This window comes from Bartonella sp. HY038 (assembly GCF_014117425.1).
In the GTDB taxonomy this organism is placed as follows: Bacteria; Pseudomonadota; Alphaproteobacteria; order Rhizobiales; family Rhizobiaceae; genus HY038.
On sequence record NZ_CP059725.1, the window covers coordinates 2,603,928 to 2,624,163 of the forward strand.

Annotated in this window: 21 protein-coding genes; 8 read left to right on the forward strand and 13 right to left on the reverse strand. The window is 39.2% G+C overall.

Annotated elements, in window-relative coordinates; translation table 11 throughout:
• The first annotated feature begins 162 nt into the window (after nt 1–162).
• Both H3299_RS11210 and H3299_RS11215 read left to right on the forward strand, forming a co-directional pair.
• Nucleotides 163–423 (forward strand): hypothetical protein, encoded by a 261-nt coding sequence (locus H3299_RS11210; RefSeq protein WP_182417748.1) that lies wholly within the window; start codon nt 163–165, stop codon nt 421–423.
• On the forward strand, nt 420–716 hold the full coding sequence (locus H3299_RS11215; protein WP_182417749.1) for a hypothetical protein: 297 nt from the start codon (nt 420–422) through the stop codon (nt 714–716). The genes H3299_RS11210 and H3299_RS11215 overlap by 4 nt, the downstream gene beginning before the upstream one ends.
• Before the next feature lie 80 nt (nt 717–796).
• Here the strand turns inward: H3299_RS11215 and H3299_RS11220 are convergent, their stop codons facing one another.
• The 4 genes from H3299_RS11220 to gloB form a co-directional block, all read right to left on the reverse strand.
• On the reverse strand, nt 797–1,267 hold the full coding sequence (locus H3299_RS11220) for an Imm63 family immunity protein (RefSeq protein WP_182417750.1): 471 nt from the start codon (nt 1,265–1,267) through the stop codon (nt 797–799).
• Between the two features lie 60 nt (nt 1,268–1,327).
• Nucleotides 1,328–1,789 (reverse strand): hypothetical protein, encoded by a 462-nt coding sequence (locus H3299_RS11225; protein WP_182417751.1) that lies wholly within the window; start codon nt 1,787–1,789, stop codon nt 1,328–1,330.
• 129 nt (nt 1,790–1,918) lie between these two features.
• On the reverse strand, nt 1,919–2,401 hold the full coding sequence (locus H3299_RS11230; protein WP_182417752.1) for a hypothetical protein: 483 nt from the start codon (nt 2,399–2,401) through the stop codon (nt 1,919–1,921).
• Nucleotides 2,398–3,162: a hydroxyacylglutathione hydrolase gene (gloB, locus tag H3299_RS11235; RefSeq protein ID WP_182417753.1), complete on the reverse strand. Its 765-nt coding sequence runs from the start codon at nt 3,160–3,162 to the stop codon at nt 2,398–2,400. The genes H3299_RS11230 and gloB overlap by 4 nt, the downstream gene beginning before the upstream one ends.
• A 980-nt stretch (nt 3,163–4,142) precedes the next feature.
• Here gloB and H3299_RS11240 point away from each other — a divergent pair.
• The 3 genes from H3299_RS11240 (at nt 4,143) to H3299_RS11250 (ending at nt 9,761) form a co-directional block, all read left to right on the forward strand.
• Nucleotides 4,143–5,483 (forward strand): hypothetical protein, encoded by a 1,341-nt coding sequence (locus H3299_RS11240; protein ID WP_182417754.1) that lies wholly within the window; start codon nt 4,143–4,145, stop codon nt 5,481–5,483.
• Nucleotides 5,484–5,730: 247 nt separating this feature from the next.
• On the forward strand, nt 5,731–8,358 hold the full coding sequence (gene mprF, locus H3299_RS11245) for a bifunctional lysylphosphatidylglycerol flippase/synthetase MprF (protein ID WP_182417755.1): 2,628 nt from the start codon (nt 5,731–5,733) through the stop codon (nt 8,356–8,358).
• Nucleotides 8,355–9,761, forward strand: a complete 1,407-nt coding sequence (locus H3299_RS11250) for a virulence factor family protein (protein WP_182417756.1) — start codon at nt 8,355–8,357, stop codon at nt 9,759–9,761. The genes mprF and H3299_RS11250 overlap by 4 nt, the downstream gene beginning before the upstream one ends.
• Nucleotides 9,762–9,819: 58 nt before the next feature.
• Here H3299_RS11250 and H3299_RS11255 read toward each other — a convergent pair whose 3' ends face one another.
• The 5 genes from H3299_RS11255 to H3299_RS11275 form a co-directional block, all read right to left on the reverse strand.
• Nucleotides 9,820–10,461, reverse strand: coding sequence for a CatB-related O-acetyltransferase (locus tag H3299_RS11255; protein ID WP_210276100.1), 642 nt, complete (start codon nt 10,459–10,461; stop codon nt 9,820–9,822).
• A gap of 27 nt (nt 10,462–10,488) precedes the next feature.
• On the reverse strand, nt 10,489–11,055 hold the full coding sequence (locus H3299_RS11260; RefSeq protein WP_182417757.1) for a hypothetical protein: 567 nt from the start codon (nt 11,053–11,055) through the stop codon (nt 10,489–10,491).
• Between the two features lie 109 nt (nt 11,056–11,164).
• Nucleotides 11,165–11,575, reverse strand: coding sequence for a hypothetical protein (locus H3299_RS11265; RefSeq protein ID WP_182417758.1), 411 nt, complete (start codon nt 11,573–11,575; stop codon nt 11,165–11,167).
• A gap of 79 nt (nt 11,576–11,654) precedes the next feature.
• Complete coding sequence (locus tag H3299_RS11270) at nt 11,655–12,101, reverse strand: hypothetical protein (protein ID WP_182417759.1); 447 nt, start codon at nt 12,099–12,101, stop codon at nt 11,655–11,657.
• Complete coding sequence (locus H3299_RS11275; protein ID WP_182417760.1) at nt 12,073–12,270, reverse strand: hypothetical protein; 198 nt, start codon at nt 12,268–12,270, stop codon at nt 12,073–12,075. The genes H3299_RS11270 and H3299_RS11275 overlap by 29 nt, the downstream gene beginning before the upstream one ends.
• Nucleotides 12,271–12,765: 495 nt before the next feature.
• Between H3299_RS11275 and H3299_RS11280 the strand changes: the two genes are divergently transcribed.
• From H3299_RS11280 to H3299_RS11290, 3 genes are read left to right on the forward strand one after another with little or no spacing between them, the layout of a single operon-like run.
• The gene (locus tag H3299_RS11280) at nt 12,766–13,479 is read left to right on the forward strand and encodes a gluconate 2-dehydrogenase subunit 3 family protein (protein ID WP_182417761.1); all 714 of its coding nucleotides are present in this window, start codon (nt 12,766–12,768) and stop codon (nt 13,477–13,479) included.
• 3 nt (nt 13,480–13,482) lie between these two features.
• On the forward strand, nt 13,483–15,249 hold the full coding sequence (locus tag H3299_RS11285) for a GMC family oxidoreductase (protein WP_182417762.1): 1,767 nt from the start codon (nt 13,483–13,485) through the stop codon (nt 15,247–15,249).
• A gap of 11 nt (nt 15,250–15,260) precedes the next feature.
• Nucleotides 15,261–16,580, forward strand: a complete 1,320-nt coding sequence (locus H3299_RS11290) for a cytochrome c (RefSeq protein ID WP_182417763.1) — start codon at nt 15,261–15,263, stop codon at nt 16,578–16,580.
• 79 nt (nt 16,581–16,659) lie between these two features.
• Here the strand turns inward: H3299_RS11290 and H3299_RS11295 are convergent, their stop codons facing one another.
• From H3299_RS11295 to H3299_RS11310, 4 genes are read right to left on the reverse strand one after another with little or no spacing between them, the layout of a single operon-like run.
• The gene (locus tag H3299_RS11295; protein ID WP_182417764.1) at nt 16,660–17,376 is read right to left on the reverse strand and encodes a phosphonate C-P lyase system protein PhnL; all 717 of its coding nucleotides are present in this window, start codon (nt 17,374–17,376) and stop codon (nt 16,660–16,662) included.
• Between the two features lie 54 nt (nt 17,377–17,430).
• On the reverse strand, nt 17,431–18,267 hold the full coding sequence (locus tag H3299_RS11300) for an ATP-binding cassette domain-containing protein (protein WP_246708068.1): 837 nt from the start codon (nt 18,265–18,267) through the stop codon (nt 17,431–17,433).
• Nucleotides 18,237–19,151, reverse strand: coding sequence for an alpha-D-ribose 1-methylphosphonate 5-phosphate C-P-lyase PhnJ (locus H3299_RS11305; RefSeq protein WP_182417765.1), 915 nt, complete (start codon nt 19,149–19,151; stop codon nt 18,237–18,239). The genes H3299_RS11300 and H3299_RS11305 overlap by 31 nt, the downstream gene beginning before the upstream one ends.
• The gene (locus H3299_RS11310) at nt 19,148–20,236 is read right to left on the reverse strand and encodes a carbon-phosphorus lyase complex subunit PhnI (protein WP_182417766.1); all 1,089 of its coding nucleotides are present in this window, start codon (nt 20,234–20,236) and stop codon (nt 19,148–19,150) included. The genes H3299_RS11305 and H3299_RS11310 overlap by 4 nt, the downstream gene beginning before the upstream one ends.

Here is a 20,236-nt window from a genome sequence, read left to right on the forward strand (position 1 = left end):
GTTATTCCAAAATTTAAATTAGATAAATAGAAGTGCTCGATTTTTTTTATTGTACAGAAACACAAATTCGTTATTAACGGCGAATAAAACACTGAAATTTATAATAAAACTAATACAAAATGACATTTAAAAATTATAAGATGATAAATTGGTAAGTAATTTGTGTTGAGATTTGATGAAGATGATCGCTTAGCCTATATCCGTTACAAAGGAAACCTACACCTTTTTTCGATGAAAAGATGGGTTTGGATATTGGACTATAATAAGTGGAATATGGCTTGGATTAAGGCAAGCACTCAGTACGCTATTCCAATTGATTTAGAAGATGCAAAGGATAGATATGGTATCATGGTTCTTGATACTGATACGATTGATTTATTTTTTAAAAAACTCGGCACCGTATTATTCATATTGATGATATGAAAAAATTTTTTAAAAACAAAATCTCAAAGACCAATTGCTATTGGGATATCGAAAATTTACTTCCACACATATATATTGATTTTGATAAAAAACGACTTGATGCATGCTATAGTTTTGATGATAGTCCTTTTTGGGAACTTTATGCTCCTGAGGGATGGCAAGCAAGGTTTTTTAGTTTTTCGACAAAATATCCTGAAGATTTATTACCATTGGATCAAAAATACTGGTGCATCAATGGTGCCAACCATATATATTTGATGAATACCGACTGCGATGATGAAGATGAAAGCTAAATAGACTTCTACTATAGGCAATTATTTGTAAAATCTTCAATATTTCTCTTTGGTTCCATATACAGCATACAACCATTTTTTCAATGCCTTAACAAAACTTTCGGAATATCAAACCAACTATTAGCGACTTCATCTTTAGTAAGGCGTGAATGTCTTAAAAAACGTATATAATGATCATAGGCATATTTGCCATAGTCCTCACTTACCTGCGCCATCACCTCAATTGTTGGTTTCATCCAGTTCCAGCGTGAATGGCAGCTCCCATCTTGGCGATTATTTTGCTCATAATCGCGACCAAATTGGATTACTGATTCAAAAATATAAAAGCGTATAACTTCATCAAAGCTTAAATTTTCAATGCGTCCACATTCTTTGCCACGCTCTTCATAAAGAATTGTAAAAACGTCACCAGCATAGGTTAAATAGGGAGTACCATCACCTTGTGGAGCTTCAGGAACCGTATCATAATAAAGCTTTGGTAAATTGTGTGCGATTAAAATATCATTGACCGCATCCCTTATCTTAGCAATTTTGTCTTTAACTTCTACCATTTTACTTTCCTCTGTATTGCAAGATAATACAAAATCTGGATAAAAGGTTTACTCTACTGCTCATTGCGGTATTTCAGACCAGCTATTGGCAATTTCATCTTTAGAAAGTGGTGAACGAAATAGTACCTCTTGATAATATATGATTGCATATTCACCAAAATCTTCATCAACTGCCATCATTGCGTCAATTGCTGGCTTCATCCAATTCCAACGCGAATAATCATTTACATTGCGACGATTATTTAGTTCATAATTGCTACCAAAATGTTGGCAAGCCGAAAAAATATAAAATTTTACGACACCGTCAAATGTTAAATTCTCAATACGGTTAATTTCTTTGCCACGCTCTTCAAATATTAACGTGTAAGTGTCTTGGTCAAAAGTGAGATAGGGTTCACCCCACCCCGTTGGATTTTCAAAAATAATGACAGGCACGCTATTAGAATTAAAAGAATCGTGTTTTTCTAAAATGTCAAAAACTTTTGCACGTACAAGTTGAATTTGATCTTTATTTTCAGTCATTTTTGCAGCTCACCATTATTAAATCGATGATTTTTCTGTTAGCTACAGAAAAAGCAGCCATTAACAATAACAAAAAGGGCCAAACGCAATGTTTGACCCTTTATTGAAATGCTTTTAAAAACACTTATGTCAATCAGCCAACACAGCGCGAATACGATCAATATATCTACGGCCAAAGTTCAAATTATTTTCGGAAACCGAAAGGCTTTCGTCAAAAAATTGCTCTTCGCCTTGCGCTGATGCTGCCGATAAAGCCGCCGACAATGCCATTGAGCCTACGACATAATCATGAGCAGAGATAGAATATTTGCGCAACAGCGTCATCAATTCAGGGCGACCGCTAATCGCCTGCGTCATGCCATCAATGGACGTATCATCATCACCTGTGCCAGGAGGATTTGATTCAAGCGGTAATGATTGAAATTCCGTTCGCACTTTTTCCATTCTGCTTAAAAAATCTTCATTTAATGGATAGGTGGCAACTTCTTTGGCGTTTTCTTCACGAATAAGAGCAAATGACGTATCATCGCCTTTGGGTGCATTTTGTGCAAAACTTAATGTTGGCACTATGATTAATCCCAAAATAAAGAGAATCCCTCTTTTTATTTTCATTTAAAATTGTCCTTTAACATGCGAATTTTTGTAAATACTGTAATATCATCAGCCCCAACAAGATCAAGATTAGCACGAATCTTATTGTCATCACAGCGCAAGAATGGATTGGTTGCCTTTTCTTGACCAATTGTGGTTGGTAATGTTGGCAAATTATGGGCGCGCAATGCATCAACTATAACCATGCGTTGCTGTAAAGCATTATTGCTACCATCAATTGACATGGCAAAACGTCCATTAGATTGAGTATATTCATGACCACAATAAATATGTGTTTCATCGGGTAGTTGTGCTAATTTTTGTAGCGATGCATGCATTTGACTAGGAGAACCTTCAAACAAACGACCACAGCCCAATGAAAATAACGTGTCGCCTGTAAACAATAATTGGTCTAATGGCAAATAATAGGATAATGCCCCACTGGTATGGCCAGGCGTAGATAGTGGCACGACACGGCTATTGCCAAAATTAAAATCATCCCCCTCAGCAATAGCGCTATCAAGCCCGACTATTTGCGATTGCTCGGCTTTGGGACCAATGACCAAAGCCGCCGTTGCTGCTTTTAATTTTTCAATGCCAGCAATATGGTCGCTATGATGATGGGTAATAAATAAATAATCAAGGGTCCAATTTTTTTGTTTTAAAACCGCCAAAATAGCATCGGCATCAGGCGCATCAATAGCAGCCGTCTTGCCGCTGCTTTCTTCATGCAAAATAACGCCAAAATTATCACTACGACACATGAATTGCTCAATTTGCATAAATAGCTCCTTTTGTAAGCGTGCCAAACATCCATACTGGCGCCTGATAATAGATCATTAACGGTAAATGCGGCAGTACTTTGCTTATATATCATTTTTAAGCCCCCCGGACTGAAAGTTTTAATTTCCTTAACGAGCTAAGTTGGTGCTAATTTATTGCTTGGTGATTGGTGAGGATAGCTCACAAGCGGCGATATCTACCAATTTTGCTATCAAATAGTCATTAAATCATTAGATGCGCCTTTAATTAAGAGCAATATTATCAAACATGACCGCATTAGCTATAAGTTTATCTTAAAAACTCGCTACAAAGTTAATGAATCTATTTATAGCACTTTGTACAAAAAAAGCTAAATTTTGAGAATTTTTTGGAAATCCATCAGTGTAGTTTTTTAAAATTAGTGGATTCTATATATATTATCCTATTATTATAATAGAAATACCATTTTTATTTTAATTTATATTAAAGTATTAACAAAATAGATTTTTTATCACAACATACTGTTTTTAAATATTTTTTTTTAAAAAAATCTAGTAATTAGGATATAGCTAAACAGATTTGCCACCGCTTACTTATTTTGTACGCAAGCTCAATTTGCCTTATATTTTATTAAATTATAATAAAACAAAATAATATATTTTATATTTATAAAATAATAATTTAGTTATATTAAATTCTAATGCAGGCATAACAAATTGATTTTATTAAATTTATTTTTTTATTTTTTATATTATTTATTGTTTAATTTATTACATAATTAAATAATTATATAAATGTTATTAAATATAACAAAAATAAAAAATAGAATAAGCTAATATTTGAAATAATATTTAAATTGACAACATATATATTATGAAACTACAAATGGAATTGTAGAAAGAAAGATATATACATTCGAAATATTATCTTATTTAGATTTAAACATTACGCATGAGAATTCAAATTCACTTTCTCAAGTTGAAAACGAAAGGTTGCTAACATGGCTAAAGGTCTTACAAAGTCTATCCGTGAAATCGTCACAAAATATGGCTTAAAATATTTCGATGGTAGTAATAATGATGATGTTCTTACTGTACAAAAAAATATTGAAAGCAAATCTAATTCTGCAATCGGCATTAATTTAGGTAATGGCGATGATATATTGAAAGTTAATGGTTCAATTAAAGCTCAAGGCAAAAACACCATTACTGGTGGCGATGGCGATAAAGAAATCAATATTCGCAAAGGTCTTGAAGCAGACAAGGGCGGCGAAAATCGCTTTACCTTTGGTGAAGGCTCTCACATCCTAACTTTTGGTTCAGATATTGAAGCTGGTTCTGGTTCAGCCAACCGTATTATCGCTGGCGAAGGTGATAGTATCATCAATGTTAAAGGCGATCTTGATAGCAAGGGCTTAAATGAAATCCTTCTCGGTTATGGCTCCCATGAAATCAACATTGAAGGCTTTGTGGCTGAAAAAGGTGGTGTAAATCGCTTGACAACCGAAGGTCAAACAGAGCTAAACATTAAAGATAGTATCAAGGCTAAAAGTGGTACCAATGAAATTACCACTGGTGAAGGCGATGACCACATCATTATTGGCGACAAACTTTCGGCCAAAAACGGCGGCGTAAACCGTATCTCAACTGGTGATGGCGATGATGTTGTTCATATTAAAGATGGTGCTGAAGCCGATCGCTCAAGCCACAATTATGTAGATACTGGCGCAGGTAATGATACTATTATTCTCGATGATGGCGTGAATGTTGGTGGCCTTACTATTGACGCTGGCGATGGTTATGATGTTTTGGTGTTAAACTCCAATTATAACTGGTCTTTCCAACTAGACTATCGCAACTGGTTAACCGACCTTCAGCAAAGTGGTGAGCTTGCCTCAACCAATCTTGAAGAAATTCAAGCTAATATTGGTTATCGCGCTTCAGTTTCTAGCATTGATTGGCTAACCCAGCTTATCAATGATTATAATGCGGAAGCAGGCCATGATGACATTAACTTGACAGTTAATCTTGATAGTGCTGGCCGTGTTATCAACTTTGATAGCCTATTTACCAGTGCTGATGAAAGTGCAATCACTGGCATTAGCCTAACTGGTGGTCGTGCCAATACCTTGAAAATCGGTTCGGATATTCAAAGTTCTGGCTATGATAATGACAGCTTGCACATCACAGGTGATGGCAATGACACTGTACAGCTTGCATCTAACTGGCACTTAAGTGAAAGCAATTATACAGCTGAATCTGGCGTTATCTATAATGTTTATAATAATGGCGCTAATGAAGAAATCTTCGTACAAGCAAGTATGAATGTTGCTTATGGCTGATAATTACAACAAGTAAAGCGCCCCCGCTAGGCCCGCACCATAAAGGTGTGGGCCTTTTATTATTTTTACTTCAAAAAAATGACCTATTAATTGTGAGGTGCTCATATTTACACCACTATTGACAAAACTAATTATTATAAGCGGCTATATTCACGACAATATGATTTCACATTAGCCTAAACCGCCATAACTTTGCCGTGCGATTCAATAAGGAAATAGATAAGCTTAAGCCCTTGGATATTTCATAATGACAAATAATACCGCTACACCATTTAGCAAAGACGATGACAACCATAAAAATAAAGCTTCTTTTAGCCAATACCGCCGATTAAAGCGTTATTTTGGGCTTTTGGCAGGAATAGCTATTGCCTTTATTTCTCTTTACGCTTTTTGGCATCTTGCTTCATCAACCCCGCGCCATGAAACGTGGAATGCGTTGCATAATATTGATAGCAAAAATATTATGCTTGCTATTTTATTTATGATCATAAGCTATTGTGGCATTGCTCTTTATGACGTGATTGCTGTCCATATTATTGCACCGGGGAAAATCCCTTTACCGCTTGCAGCTGTCACCAGTGCAGCAGGCTATGCAGTATCCAATGCCCTTGGCTTTTCCTTTGTGACTGGTGGTGCCTTGCGCTACCGTCTTTATGCGCAGGAAAAAATCAATATCGCTGATATTACCCGTATTACTAGCATGTCTTGGATTTCCATGTGGCTAGCGCTCATGGTCATTTTAGCTTTTGCCTTAATTCTTGATCCGATTGGTTTCCCCCACCTACTTGCCTTTATGTCGGGTTTAGAACGTCCAATCGGCATTTTATTGCTCATTGTGCTCGCCGCACTGTTATTTTGGCTACGTAAAGGCGCACGTGTATTAAGAATAAAGTCGTTATCGCTGCCCTTGCCTGATGCCAAAAATGCCATTTTTCAAATGATTGCAGGACTAATTGATTTAATTGGTGCGGCCGCAACGCTTTATATTTTTATGCCGGCAGATTTAAATATCGGCTTTGCCGCTTTTACTGTCATTTATGCCTTGGCCGTGGTTATTGGTGTTTTTAGCCATTCCCCAGGAGGCCTTGGTGCATTTGAAGCAATCATTATTGCTGGCCTTGGCATGCCAAGTGATGGCGAAGTTTTAGCCGCTCTTGTGCTTTATCGGCTTGTTTATACCGTACTACCTTTAATCCTTGCGGCTTTTGGTGTGGCATTATGGGAAATAATACGCCAACGCAAAAAAATGACCAGTAAAGCTGCCTTGGTTGCAAGAATTATTGAGCCTTTCATTCCAATATTATCAGCAGCTCTTACCTTTTTAGCAGGCGTTGTCATGCTTATTTCTGTGGTGACACCGGGGCGAAAAATAAGACTGGATGTGTTATCCGATATATTGCCGATGATTTTTATTGAGACGTCAAATCTTGCTGCAAGTCTTGTCGCTATTATCTTGCTTATTGTTTCTTATGGTCTTGCCAAACGTCTTGCCAATGCTTGGTTGGTTACCATGTGCCTTTTAGCTGCTGGCGCAGTATTTTGTTTAACCAAAGGCTTGGATTTTGAAGAGGCGCTTATTCTTTGCGTATTTGCTTGGCTTTTATGGCAATTTCGCCATTCCTTTTATCGCCGGCCATTAGATAGTAGTTTTTCAATCAGCTGGGGTTGGCTTACCAGTGTTATTACCTGTATAGGTGCGGCGCTTTGGCTTGGTTTTTTTGTTTATCGCCATGTTGAATATTCCAATAACCTTTGGTGGGATTTCGCATGGAACGCCAATGCACCGCGTTTTTTGCGCGCTAGTCTCGTGATTTTGGCCGGCATTTTTATTATTGCCCTTTATAATATTATTCATCGATCATCACGTAAAGACAATCATCATAATTATCAAATTCCTGATATTATACCCTCACTTGTTCAATCATCACCAATGTCTGATACAGCTTTGGCGTTATTAGGTGACAAACAATTTTTAATCTCTGAAAATCAAGATGGTTTCATTATGTTTGATCGCTCAGGCGGCAGCCTCATTGCTCTTGGTGAACCGGTAAGTACTAATGGTGATACATTAAAATCACTCGCCTGGGATTTTCATAAAAAAGCTGATGGCGCTGCGCTCCGTACCGTTTTTTATAGTGTTGGGGTTGAAAATCTACCGCTTTATCTTGATATGGGGCTTAGTGTTTTAAAACTTGGTGAAACGGCGCGTGTTGCGCTTGAAAACTTCACCCTTGAGGGAGCAAAGCGGCAACCTTTCCGCTATGCTTATCGTAAAGCCGAGCGTGATGGATTGAAATTTGAAATCATTCCGGCAAAGGATGTAAATCTTCATTTAGATGAATTGCGTGATGTTTCGAATAGTTGGCTTGCCAAAAAGTCAGGTGCAGAAAAACATTTTTCTATTGGTAATTTCAATGATGAATTTTTATGCCGTTTTGATGTTGCGGTTATGAAAAAGGACGATAAAATTGTGGCTTTCGCCAATATTTGGCAAAGCGCCCATAAAAATGAAATTACTATTGATATGATGCGCTATTATGCCAATATTTCGAATATTTTAATGGAGGCCCTTTTTGCCAATTTGTTACTTTACGGCAAAGAAAGTGGCTTTAAATGGTTTAATCTTGGGGCAGCTCCCTTATCTGGTCTTTCAACCAATCGTCTAGCCTCGCGTTGGCAGCGCATTGGATCATTTATTTATAATCGTGGCCGTGATCTTTATCATTTTGATGGTTTGAAAGCCTTTAAGGATAAGTTTGATCCGGTTTGGACACCTTATTATCTTATTTGCCCTGGCGGTCTTGATACGGCAAAAGTTCTTTTTGATGTTACAACCTTGATTAACGGCAACCCGTTGGAGTTTATACGTAAATGACCAGAAGAAAAAAAAAATTCACGTCATTGATGATTATAGTGGTTGCCTTGATAGCGGGCGCAGTCATTTATGGCTTTATGCATCAGGGTAAAATAATGCGTCTTTTAGCAGGTTGGAAAGGTGATAACGCCCCGATTGCTTATGCAGAAGGCGAAAGACTGCAAAATATACCAGTTTTTATACCAAAAGGTGATCCACGCGGCTTTGTCATTTTTGTTACAGATAAGGGTGATAGTTCAGCCAATGAGCAAGCTTTACAAAAATCTTTATTGGATCATAATTTAATTGTTGCCAATGTACGCTTTGATGCATGGCGCAAAGCTTTAGATGCCGAAGATGGCGAATGCATCTATTTGGTTTCCGATCTTGAAGCTTTGGCTAAAGATGTGGCACGAAGACTTGATCTTGAACAATATTTCCGTCCTGTGATTGTTGGTTTAGGCGAAGGTGGCGCCATTACATATGCGGCAGCTTCAGACTCGCCATTAAATACTCTTGCTGGTGCGGTAAGCATTGACGCAAGTAGTGGTTCGCATACCCGTCTTCCCTCATGTACTGAGAATGCTCTTGCCACCAAAACTACCGATAATGGCTTCCAATATGGGCTTAATGTTTCCATTCCTGTTCCAACCGTGATTATCGACAATAAAAACCCAATCGATAATAATCCGATTGAAATTGGCGAAAGCGGTGATGTAGCCGTTCTTGCCCATGTCAGCAATGATGCCCAACGCATAAAACAAGCCGCCGACACAGCGCTTGCTTTTGCAATTCGCGATAATAGCGACAATGCATTACCGGTAGTTGACTTACCGTCGAAACAGGCACCCAAAGCTGTAGTGATTTTCTTTTCTGGTGATGGCGGTTGGCGTGATATTGATATGCAAATTGGCGATTGGATGCAAAACCATGATGTTCATGTCGTTGGTGTTGACTCCTTACGCTATTTTTGGGCTAAAAAAACACCCGAAGAAATGGCGCATGATATTGAACAAATGATAAAAAAAGCCGATCCAACCGGAAAATTACCAGTTAGTCTTTTTGGCTATTCTTTTGGGGCAGATGCTTTACCTTTTGCGTGGCCTTTACTGGATAGCAAAACCGCTAATCGCATCAAAATGATAGCTTTAATGGGCGTTTCAATGAGTGCTGACTTTCAAGTATCAATTGACGGCTGGTTTGGCGGAGCAGGAGATATGCCGGTTTTGCCAGCGCTGCAAAAAATGCCAATGGATAAAACTATTTGCATCTATGGTGATGAAGAAGATGATACGGCTTGTGCAAGCAAGGATCTTGGCTCAATGCAACGCATTGAACTAAAAGGCGGCCACCATTTTGATGAAGATTATGCAAGCCTTGCACAAACCTTGCATGAAAATCTATTAAAGCGCATCGATAATTAAGAGTTAAAAGGCATCTCGCTAGGGTTAGGATACTAGCAAGATGCCTTTTAAATTAACATTAAGTGCTTGATAAGCCTTGATCATAAATTGCAACAGCTTCTTTTAAAGCATTTATATCATTTGCACATAATTGCCGTTTTACCGCATTAAATTTATCTTCTGGCCAATCATAAATTTTCAATGCCAAAAGATCATTAATCACCTCCGATGTAAAACGATGCTTAACCAATTTTGCTGGGCTACCCGCAACAATGCTATAGGGCTCAACATTTTTAGTGACAACGCTATTGGCTGCGATGATGGCTCCCTCACCAATTTTGACACCAGGTAAAAGAATAGATCGCATACCAAGCCATGCCCCATCTTCAATAATAGTATCACCCTTGCGTTCATAGGCTTCATCAATAAAGTCAGCAAAAGGATAAAGACAAAACCAATCTGCACGATGGGTGTGATTACCACCCATTAAAATAATAACTTCAGCCGCTATGCAGACGTAATCGCCAATATAAAGCTTATCAATTTCCCAATTATTATTCCATTCCCGGCTAATTGCATCACCTTGCAAATAACGTACACAATAACTTTCAAAGCCGCTATCCCAGCAATCACTATAATAGCTGTGAGTGCCTTTAATGATAATATTGGGATTGGTAACAACTTCATGCAAAAGCTGTGTTTTTGACCAATGTTTTTCCATTATAAGCACGCCTTTACCATATAAATACTAATAGCCAAGCGTTGCACGAACTGCCATAGCGGGCAAAGTAAGAATCTGCATACCGATACAAAAGGCCAAAAATGCAATAATCGTACCTAAGACAATACCAACTGCCCCATTCATAAACTTTGCTGTCCAAATTGGATCGCGCGCAATTGGCGGTTCTGGGTCATTTTTATCATCATCAAGGGTAACAATAAAAAGCCCCAAATTAAGAAGTGGTACAATGCTTAGCCACGCTGCCCGTTTACTACCAAAACCATCGCGCGCTCGCATTACAGCTAAAACCATATAGAAAAAGCCTAGCAAAAATGACGGTAAACTTAATAAGGCTAAAATTACTAAGGGCGGCAGCAAAATCATATTTGTGGTAATAGCAAGATAAGTAACCAACCAACTAAGTAGCATATAGAAAAAATAAAGGGTTCCAAATAGGAAAAGGTAAGGAATACGGTAAAGGGTTTTTCGACCAAACATCAAAAAATAACCCAATACCAATCCAATAAAAAGCGATAACAACCATGTTCCGACCGGTAAGATCGGGCTTCTAATAGCAAAAATATAATCTAGCATTTTATTTCCTTTAAATACCGCACGGTAACTGGCAATTTGACTTTATTATCCTCCACTTTTAGAGGCATCCAATTGGCATTATATAATTTACTAATGCCTATAAAATATCTTAACCAAATATTATTCCACCACCCTCATCAATTCTTATAATTGCATCATATACAGAGGATGTATAAAAATTATATTTAAATATAATTTTATTCCTACTTTTTTCATTAAAAAAAATATCAACGATATTTATTTCATAATTTACTTTAAAAAATTGTTCGTATATGGAACTATATCCAAATTTATTATTTTTATTGCTATTATCAGACCAATTAGGGGCTATCTGTTCGAAATAATCTATGGTAAAATTCCAATTTTCGTCTAATGTAAACCTTAATATCTTATCTGAACTCTTCACAAAAAAAAATTCATTTATAGGTAAAAATTTTAAATTATCACTCTCTTTTTTTACAATACATGGTATTAATATGTCTTGTATTCCATTATTTATAATATAATTTTTCCAATCCATTTTATACCTCACAAGATATACAAATTTAAAAAAAACAATTACGATTATAAAACTTTGATATAAATAATATTAATTTTATTTACTCAAGTTCTTTTCCAAATAAAATACCTATAATTACGTTAGAAGATATTATAGATTCACAAACCTTAGAATTATTTATTCTATATTTAAATATAATACAATCACCATTATTATTAATATGTTTTATATCAATAATATTTATTTTAGATTTTGTTCTAAAAAAATTTCTGTATATAGAAATATAGCCAGTTGGATCGATATTTTTTTTTGAAAAAATTGTATGATCATATTCAGTTAACCAATAGGGAGTTATTTTCTCTATAAAACCGATATTATATTCCCAGTTATCCTCTAATTTAAATCGTAAAATTTTGTTTGCAGTTTTTATAAAAAATGCATCATAATAACATGTTAAATTATAATAGCCATGATCATCCACTTCTGTAGGACCAGATACTAAAATATCATCCACCCCATTACATAAAATAAAATTTTTCCAATCCATTTTTAACCCATTCTACTTTAAAAAATGTTGTGGCTTTTCCTTTACTTTCTTTTAACATTGTAACCCATAGACCATCAGAAGCAATAAAAACAAGTAACCCATGCCCTTGATATAATTCTAAAGGTTGGCCACCTTCTATTAAGGTATAAAGACCATCTTGTTTGAGCAATTTACCATCAATATAGCAGTAGCTAAATCATCTAAAAAAATGCCCCAAATTATCACCATCTTTTTTGTTGATTGATGATAGGGTTGCAACTAAAGAACCTATGCTACCATACCCTGATGTACTAAAACCTATTCCACCTCCTCCTAAAAGGTAGGATTATCTTGACCGTCATAGGCGTAAAAACGGTTAAGTGATTAGCGAACGTTTTTAAGAACCAAATTTTGCATGATAACATTCTACATTGATGGGTCCTTATTCCAATCATCATGATTATTATCGAGTTCTTCTGGCTCTATTTTAGGCTTTGCTTTAGATTCTTATATTGTAAGCTGCCATACCATATTAGACTAAATAATAACAATAAATATCCATTGCTAAAAGCGCCATAAATCTTGAAAAGATAGTTCAAGATTATCACTAAAGGTTCAATACGTTTCTTCTTCAAACAGTTTATAATTAAAATAATTCAATGTTTGTGTGGAGGGACATCTTTATATGAAAAATCCTAACCTATTGTCGAAAACAGGGCATATTACAAGGCGAGGCCTGTTATTAGGTGCTGGCGCCTGTGCAGCCCTTGGTCTATGTGCGAACCAAATGGCAGCGATAGCTCAGCCTTTACCAATTGATACCTATCAACGGGTGTTTTTTAATGCCCAAGAATGGGCTTTTATTAAAGCCGCAACGGCGAGAATCATCCCATCTGATGGCGCAGGGCCAGGTGCAATAGAGGCCCATGTCCCTATTTTCATTGATAAGCAGATGATGACGACATGGGGACAAGGCGAAGATTGGTATCGCCATGAGCCTTTTGATCCAAAAGCGCCAAGCTATACCGGTTATCAAGCAGAGCCGACACCCGCACAAGCCTATCGCATCGCCATTGCACGCATTGATACTTGGTGCAGCGAACAATATGGCGATATTTTTGCAAATTTAAAAGCCGAGCAACAAGATGAAGCTTTGACTCGTATTGAAAAAGACGAAGTCCCCATTGACGAGTTTCGCTCCAGTGATTTTTTTGCCTTTCTATTGCAAAACACCAAAGAAGGATATTTAGCTGATCCGATTTATGGCGGTAATCATGATATGGCGGCTTGGGTCTATATTGGTTTTCCAGGCGCAAGAGCAAGTTTTCTTGAATGGGTAGAAAAGGACAATGTAAAATATCGTCTCGGGCCCGTAAGTCTTTCCGGCGAAAGGGCATAAATCATGACAATAACCATGAAAAAAAAAGACGTTGTAATTATCGGCCTTGGCTGGACCGGAGCTATTCTTGGCATTGAACTTGCGCAAGAAGGCTTAGAAATATTAGCGCTTGAACGCGGTGAAGATCGCGATACTGTACCACAATGGGCTTACCCAAAACCTGCCGACGAATTAAAATATGGTTTGCGTTATGACAATATGGTGCGTCCTGCGGATTGGACAATTAGCATTCGCCGCTCGCTAACCGATAAAGCAGAACCCTATCGGCAATTAGGGTCATTTTTACCCGGTAATGGCGTTGGTGGTGCAGGCATGCATTGGAATGGTCAAAACTGGCGGGCACATCCACAAGAATTACGTCTTCGTTCCTATGTGCAAGAAAATTTCGGCAATATTATTCCAGATAATATGACCATTGAAGATTGGGGCGTTAGCTATGAAGAATTAGAGCCATTTTATGATTATTTTGAGAAAGTAGCCGGAGTTTCAGGCTATGCAGGTAATTTAAATGGTGAAATTCGTGAAGGCGGCAATCCCTTTGAAGGCCCACGAAACAATGATTACCCCATGGCACCGCTTGATCTTACTTATAATGGCCGCCTGTTTACTCAAGGTGCAAAATCGCTCGGGCTTCATCCATTTCCTTTCCCATCGGCGATCGCATCGCGTTCTTATACCAATCCTTATGGCATGCAAATGGGATCGTGTAATTATTGCGGTTTTTGTGAACGCTATGGCTGCTTGAATTACTCCAAAGCTTCGCCACAACTTGCTATCCTTGCAGCACTCAAGCAATATAAAAATTTTGAATATCGTACAAAATCTGATGTTATTCGTATTAATAAAGCCGCTGATGGTAAAACGGTTACCGGCGTCACTTATGTAAACGAGCAAGGGGAAGAGGTTTTTCAGCCAGCAGATTTAGTCATTCTTGCTGGTTTCCAATTAACCAATGTCCATATGCTATTGGTTTCAGAGATTGGCACGCCCTATAATCCCGAAACGGGTGAAGGCGTTGTTGGTAAAAATTACGCTTATCAAACCACTGGCGGTGGCAGCAAATTATTTTTTAAAGACAAAGTTTTTAACCCGTTTATCGGCCATGGTGCTAATGGTGCGGTGATTGATGACTTTGGTACAGCAAATATCGACTTTGCCAAAGAAGGCTTTATTGGCGGCAGCTATATTAGTTCATCACAAACCAACGGTCAGCCAATCCATTCTACTAGCCTACCCAAAGGCACCCCTGCATGGGGTGCGGGTTGGAAGAAAGCTATGGGAGATTGGTATGGCCACAGCATGGGTATTGGCCATCACGGTACCAATATGAGCTATCGCGATAGCTATCTTGATCTTGATCCAACCTATAAGGATAAATATGGCCGCCCATTGATGCGCATGACCTTTAATTGGCATGATAATGATATTTTAATGGCCCAATTCATGGCACGGCAAATGGACAAAATTGCTCATGCAATTGGTGCAGACCAAATTGAAACATCACAAATGGAAATTGGTCAGCCCTATGATGTGCGCCCCTATCAATCAACCCATACAGTTGGTGGTGCAATTATGGGAACAGATCCAAAAAAATCGGTTTTAAACCGCTATTTACAGCATTGGGATGTCCATAATCTCTTTGTGACTGGTGCTAGCGCCTTCCCGCAAAATATTGAATATAATCCTACTGGCACAGTAGGAGCTTTAGCCTATTGGCTCGCGCATGCCTTACGTACAAATTATCTTAAAAATCCACGTCCATTGGTATAGGGGGCAAGAAAATGCGTCGTTTTATGAAGATTATTCTTTCCCTTATTATTCTTGGTCTTGTTGCAATTGCTGGGATTATATTTATTCCCATTCAACGTACTGGCCCATTAGAAAACCTCCCCACAGATTATAAACCAGCCAAAGGTGCTGGGGAATATGTCGCTATATTAGCCGATTGCGCCGCCTGCCATACTGCGCCTAATGGTAAAGCTTTTGCTGGTGGCCGAGAAGTTGAAAGCCCGTTTGGAACAATCTATTCGTCTAATATTACGCCAAGCAAAGAGGGTATTGGCAATTGGACATTAGACCAGTTTCGCGATGCTGTGCGTGATGGCATTGCCGCTGATGGTAGCCATTTATATCCAGCTATGCCTTATGAAAACTATCGTAAAATAAGCGAAAAGGACATGGTTGCCCTTTATGATTATTTCATGCATGAGGTGAAGGCCGTTGATGAAGCAACGCCAAAAACATCGCTCATGTTTCCATTCAATCAAAGATGGGGCATAAGGGTTTGGAATTGGTACGCCTTGCGGGGCGGTGCTGGTTTTAACAATCGCTATAAAAATGAGCAGCTTGACCGTGGTGCTTATATCGTTGAAAGTCTCGCCCATTGCAGCGCTTGCCATACGCCACGTGATTTATTCTTCCGTCAAGAAAGCACCGATGCCACAGGTAAAAACTTTTTAGCCGGCGCTAATCTTTCTGGTTGGTATGCACCCGATTTATCAAGCAATCATTCTACAATGCAAGGTTGGAGCGATGAGGACATTGCTCTTTATCTAACCACAGCACGTAATAATATAAGTGCAGCGGTTGGCCCAATGCAGCTTGTTGCCGGTGAATCTTTACAATTTGCGAGCAAGGATGATGTCAATGCGATTGTTGCTTATCTTCGTCATATCAAACAAGATAGACCTGTTGTAAAATCAGCATCTGCCGCAATTATCGACACACAAAAAACAACTAAATTGCTCACGGATGCTGCACCGGATATGCCGCTTGGCGCAAGGCTTTACCTTGACAATTGTAATGCTTGCCATTTTGCCAATGGCCGCGGCGCACCGCAGGTATTCCCACAACTTGACGGTGCAAGCATTGTTAATGCCAAAGACCCTTCTGGCATGATTGATGTTATTTTGCATGGAGCCCGCTTGCCTTCGACCAAACAAAGGCCAGCCGATCTTGCTATGCCAAGCTTTGCCTACCGCATGAATGATGAGGAAGTGGCAACATTGGTTACTTTCTTACGCCATGCTTGGGGAAATAATGCCCCTAAAGTAGATGCTAAAGATGTAGCAAAAATTAGAGCAAACCCATTAAAACAATAAAAAAACGAGCACCTTAATAGTTTTACCAAGAGGGTAATGACGATTAAGGTGCTCTTTAAAACCAATCTGCTATTGCCCACTATTGCAGATTGACCATTGGTGAAAGATCAATTTCACGATCAATCAAATCTTCAACATCTTCTCTATGATGAAATACCCCTATCATAGCCGTGCCATTTTCCTTTAATTCTTGTAAGCGCTTAATCAGAGCCGCACGCGCTATAACGTCAAGCGAGGCAGTTGGCTCGTCAAGAAACAATAATTTTTGCGGTACAATCAGTGCGCGTGCTAAATTTACCTTTTGCTGCTCACCACCAGAAAAAGTCGATGGATAGGCTTGCCATAAAGCTTGTTTAACCCCAAAGGCAGCTAAATAGTCTTGTGCCTTTTCTAATGCTATTTGTTTGTCTTCGCCTGCATTTAAAAGCGGTTCAGCAACAAGATCTTGCGCACTTACCCTTGGGCGCGGCTGCAAAAATTGTGTTACAAAACCAATCTCCTTACGGCGCAATAGGGCTATATCAATATCACTTGCACAAGCAAGATCAATCACACCGTAATCACTGGCATAATACACATGACCACCGCGCGGCACGCATGAGCGATAGAGCGTGCGCAGCAAAGTAGATTTACCAACACCATTTGGCCCACGTAATAGAATAAATTCGCCGCGATTAAGTTTAAAACTAATATTTTCAAAAGCCGGCAATTGAGTTTTTAATAAATGAATATCAAAAAATTTGGTAAGATTTTCAACACGCAACAGCGGGTCATTTATTTGACCTATAAAATCCATTTTTCAAATGCTCCTTTCCTATTGATATAATTTTACCACCGATAATCTTACTACTTACAATTTGGCATGGACGAGCTGCTGGGTATAGGCATGTTGCGGATCATGAAAAATTTGATCAGCAAGCCCTTCTTCAACCACCAAACCGTGCCGCATAACCATAACCCTATCAGCCATAGTACGAATTACGCCAAGGTCATGGCTCACCAATACCATGGTCATGTGCCGTTCACGTTGCAAACGTTTTAAGGTATCGAGAACAAGAGCTTGCACCGATACATCAAGCCCTGTGGTTGGTTCATCAAGCAATAATAATTGCGGCTCAAGCGCAATAGCCTTAGCAAGCTGCACCCTTTGCTGCATACCGCCTGAAAGTTCGATTGGACGAGCATCCATGCGCTCTAATGGAAACTCGGAAGCTGCCAATGCCAAACGCGCTTTTTGCCGCAATGCAGCAAAATTACGCTCACCTGCGACCAATAAACGCTCGGCAATATTGCCGCTACTGGTGTTTTTCATCAATAAGCCAAGATGAGGATTTTGATATACTATACCAATATGGCGCGCCCGTAACATACGCCGCGAAAACCGATCAAGATGAAACAAATTTAAATGATCATAACCATCCAAATCAAGATGATACTCTCCACTATCAGGACTATCTTCTAAATTCATCATTCGTAGAAAGGTTGATTTACCTGAGCCACTTTCACCGACAATACCTAACACCTCGCCGGGGTAGACCTTAGCACTGACACCGCGCAAAGCTTGCACAGGACCGAAATTTTTTGTAACATTATCAAGCTGCATCAACGGTGTTGTTTGCACAATTTGTGGATTATTGAACTGCCGCAACTCACTTATCATTGTGCCATCTTTCCATTTTGATACCATGTTTGCCCAAGGGTTTCATCTTCCCCTTCATTTTTACGAATGGTTTTTATGCCATAATTGCTATCTGATAATTCATAAACAGCCGAACCATCCTCTTGTGGCAACTCATTCATGAACATTCCTTTGACACCGCTACGCGTACAAATGGCGTTTTCATGGTTTTCAACCGCATAAGGAATATCGTCAAAAACAAGCGGTTCTACTTTTGTGTGAGGTGGCACCGCATAAAGACGTTTTTCACGGCCAGCAGAAAGAATAGTTAAATGATCCGCCATATGCAGTTTTTGCACATCCCAACGTGGAATGGGCGATGGGGTAATGACATGGCGGTCATTTACTAAGCTTGGATAGGACGCCCCTTGTAAAATACGCCCAGCGCGCACCATTTGCTCATATAAAATAAGCCAAAGCCGACTGTAATCAGCATCACCATGCATTTCTCGGGCCGTTGACATATTAGGCTCAACCGGTCTTAACGGCTCGGGATTGGGTACTTGCAATATGAGTATCTGATCAGCACTCAATTTTTCTTCAGGAATGCGGTGGCGTGATTGAATAAGGCTTGCTTTAAGCGTATCCCATGTTTCTTGCGCATTGCTTACAGTTTTAATAAATTTTCGGATTGTTGCCGCATTAACGCTATCATCTGCACCTTGGTCAATCACTTTAATAATTGAGCGTGGATTAACAAGGGTAAGAGTGACTTGCAAACCGCCCGTCCCCCAACCTCGTGCAATTGGCACTTCACGGCTTGCATAGGGAATTTGACATCCAGGAATAGCAATGGCTTTCAACATGGCGCGGCGTAATTCACGCTTGGCAGATGGGTCTAAAAAACCATGGGAAAAAGACTGCCATGAGTGGGTAAGATCACTTAGTTTCATATTAATTCTTCTTCCAGTCTTTTTAAATCTTCACGGATTTCACTACCATCAGCATTGCGTCGCTTTATGCCGCGCAAGGCGTCAAGGCTCGATTGAAAGGTGACATAGTGAGGAAGTTTAAAATGGATGCAAAAGCCAGAAGATTCGACAGCTTCGGTATGATAGAGAAAAAATTCTTCTGACACAGCATCCGATTTGCTTTCGGTAGATGCATTTAAATCAAGTGTTGCAGCTGCAATAACTTTAACTTCATTCCAACCAAAAGTAGCAGAAAAACCAAGCTCCAACTTATCCTTTTTGGTTTTGGAGATAACCTCGGCTTGCGATATCTTAATACGCCCAGCGCTAAATTGCGTACCAGATGGATGCGACACTATAATTTCCGCTTCACTTAAGCGTAACTCATTAACTGTTGGATGAGCACTACCAAAACCACGCATAGCAGAATAACCAAGCGCCAAAACCCCGCCGGTATCGGCACGGCTTAGGCTTTGTAGACGATGGGCGCGACTTGCTGGAAATAGCAACGGTTCACGGGTAAGGTCTGGAATATCCTCTGCTGCAATTGGATGATGAACTGGTGCTTCAACCAATCCTTGCGCTTGTTGCCACTGGCTAAGAGAGGGTAAAAACGCTGGCGATGGCTTGGTACTTTTTTCCACCGCTTGCGCAATAAAAGGCTCGCCATTTAAGCTGTGGGTTGCTAAAATCTTATGGGCATAATCTAATGTTGGCCCTAAAATTTGTCCGCCAGGAATATCTTTAAATGCCGCAGATATCCGCCGAAGCGTAAACAACTTGTCCTGTTCTATGGTTTTAGCAATAGCAATGCGTGGCTGCGTTGTGCGCCAAGCGCGTAGTAGCAAAACCGCTTCATACAAATCACCACCGCCTTGAGCAATGGCGAGAGCGGCAAGCTCTGGCTCATAAAGTGAAGCCTCGCCCATGACACGATCAATGAGATATGGGAGAGTGTTTTTAATTTCGGTAATGCGCTTTTGATCTATAGTGCCAATTGATTGACGATAGAGGCGCTCTGCTTGATCTATTGCTTTTTCACCACCGCGTGTTGCGACATAGGCCAT